This is a genomic window from Vibrio crassostreae 9ZC13 (assembly GCF_000272045.2).
In the GTDB taxonomy this organism is placed as follows: domain Bacteria; phylum Pseudomonadota; class Gammaproteobacteria; order Enterobacterales; family Vibrionaceae; genus Vibrio; species Vibrio crassostreae_C.
The window spans coordinates 1-1,288 of the sequence record NZ_AJYZ02000018.1; the positions used below are offsets into that span (position 1 = coordinate 1).

A 1,288-nucleotide genomic window follows, 5' to 3' on the forward strand; every position below is an offset into this window, starting at 1 on the left:
ATTAACGCTGAGATACGATGTCGAGCTACTACGGTAGTGAAGTCATTGATGCCATGCTTCCAGGAAAAGCCTCTAAGCTTCAGATTGTAAGGAATCGTACCCCAAACCGACACAGGTGGTCGGGTAGAGAATACCAAGGCGCTTGAGAGAACTCGGGTGAAGGAACTAGGCAAAATGGTACCGTAACTTCGGGAGAAGGTACGCTCTTATCAGTGAAGTCCCTTGCGGATGGAGCAGACGAGAGTCGCAGATACCAGGTGGCTGCAACTGTTTATTAAAAACACAGCACTGTGCAAAATCGTAAGATGACGTATACGGTGTGACGCCTGCCCGGTGCCGGAAGGTTAATTGATGGGGTTAGACTTCGGTCGAAGCTCTTGATCGAAGCCCCGGTAAACGGCGGCCGTAACTATAACGGTCCTAAGGTAGCGAAATTCCTTGTCGGGTAAGTTCCGACCTGCACGAATGGCGTAATGATGGCCACGCTGTCTCCACCCGAGACTCAGTGAAATTGAAATCGCTGTGAAGATGCAGTGTACCCGCGGCTAGACGGAAAGACCCCGTGAACCTTTACTACAGCTTGGCACTGAACATTGAACCTACATGTGTAGGATAGGTGGGAGACTTTGAAACCGCGTCGCTAGATGTGGTGGAGTCGTCCTTGAAATACCACCCTTGTAGTTTTGATGTTCTAACGTTGGTCCCTGAATCGGGATTACGGACAGTGCCTGGTGGGTAGTTTGACTGGGGCGGTCTCCTCCCAAAGAGTAACGGAGGAGCACGAAGGTGGGCTAAACACGGTTGGACATCGTGTGGTTAGTGCAATGGCATAAGCCCGCTTGACTGCGAGAATGACAATTCGAGCAGGTGCGAAAGCAGGTCATAGTGATCCGGTGGTTCTGAATGGAAGGGCCATCGCTCAACGGATAAAAGGTACTCCGGGGATAACAGGCTGATACCGCCCAAGAGTTCATATCGACGGCGGTGTTTGGCACCTCGATGTCGGCTCATCACATCCTGGGGCTGAAGTCGGTCCCAAGGGTATGGCTGTTCGCCATTTAAAGTGGTACGCGAGCTGGGTTTAGAACGTCGTGAGACAGTTCGGTCCCTATCTGCCGTGGGCGTTGGAAAATTGAAAGGGGCTGCTCCTAGTACGAGAGGACCGGAGTGGACGAACCTCTGGTGTTCGGGTTGTCATGCCAATGGCATTGCCCGGTAGCTAAGTTCGGAATCGATAACCGCTGAAAGCATCTAAGCGGGAAGCGAGCCTTGAGATGAGTTTTCCCTG

The 1,288-nt window shown here is 52.1% G+C and carries 1 rRNA gene; it reads left to right on the forward strand.

Annotated features, from left to right (window positions below):
- Nucleotides 1-1,288, forward strand: a 23S ribosomal RNA gene (locus A136_RS01580); the annotation flags it as partial.